Raw genomic sequence first — 1,169 nt, 5'->3', positions numbered from 1 at the left:
ATGGCAAAAGGTAAATTCGAGCGCACTAAGCCTCATGTGAACATCGGCACGATTGGTCACGTTGACCATGGCAAGACGTCGCTGACGGCGGCGATCACGAAGTATTTTGGCGAGTACAAGCGCTACGACCAGATCGATGCGGCGCCGGAAGAGAAGGCCCGCGGCATCACCATCTCGACGGCTCACGTCGAATACGAGACGGCCAACCGCCACTACGCCCACGTCGACTGCCCCGGCCACGCCGACTATGTGAAGAACATGATCACCGGTGCCGCGCAGATGGACGGCGCGATCCTGGTCGTGTCGGCCGCCGACGGCCCGATGCCGCAGACCCGCGAGCACATCCTGCTTGCCCGTCAGGTCGGCGTGCCGTCGATCGTGGTGTTCCTCAACAAGGTCGACCAGGTCGACGACGCCGAGCTGCTCGAACTGGTCGAGCTCGAGGTTCGCGAGCTTCTGTCGAAGAACGAATTCCCCGGCGACGACATTCCGATCGTCAAGGGTTCGGCGCTGGCTGCTCTGGAAGATTCGAACAAGACCATCGGCGAGGACGCGATCCGCGAGCTGATGGCTCAGGTCGATGCCTACATCCCGACGCCGGTTCGTCCGCTGGACAAGCCGTTCCTGATGCCGATCGAAGACGTGTTCTCGATCTCGGGTCGTGGCACGGTCGTCACCGGCCGCGTCGAGCGCGGTGTGGTCAAGGTTGGCGAGGAACTCGAGATCATCGGTATCCGTCCGACGACCAAGACGACCTGCACGGGCGTTGAAATGTTCCGCAAGCTGCTCGATCAGGGCCAGGCTGGCGACAACATCGGCGCGCTGCTGCGTGGCGTTGATCGTGAAGGTGTCGAGCGCGGCCAGGTTCTGGCCAAGCCCGGTACGGTGAAGCCGCACAAGAAGTTCGTGGCCGAAGCCTACATCCTGACCAAGGACGAAGGTGGCCGTCACACGCCGTTCTTCACCAACTACCGTCCGCAGTTCTACTTCCGCACGACCGACGTGACCGGCATCGTGTCGCTGCCGGAAGGCACCGAGATGGTGATGCCTGGCGACAACATCACGGTCGATGTCGAGCTGATCGTGCCGATCGCCATGGAAGAGAAGCTGCGCTTCGCCATCCGTGAAGGCGGCCGCACCGTCGGTGCCGGCATCGTCGTCACCATCAA

The 1,169-nt window shown here is 62.4% G+C and carries 1 protein-coding gene; it reads left to right on the top strand.

Annotation, left to right across the window (positions count from 1 at the left end; genetic code table 11):
• On the top strand, positions 1–1,169 hold a 1,169-nt coding region (gene tuf / locus CKW40_RS42235; RefSeq protein ID WP_095205387.1), incomplete at its 3' end, for an elongation factor Tu.

Origin of the sequence: Mesorhizobium carmichaelinearum (assembly GCF_900199455.1) — a bacterium.
GTDB classification, from domain to species: domain Bacteria; phylum Pseudomonadota; class Alphaproteobacteria; order Rhizobiales; family Rhizobiaceae; genus Mesorhizobium; species Mesorhizobium carmichaelinearum.
This window is presented reverse-complemented; position numbering and strand designations above follow the sequence as displayed.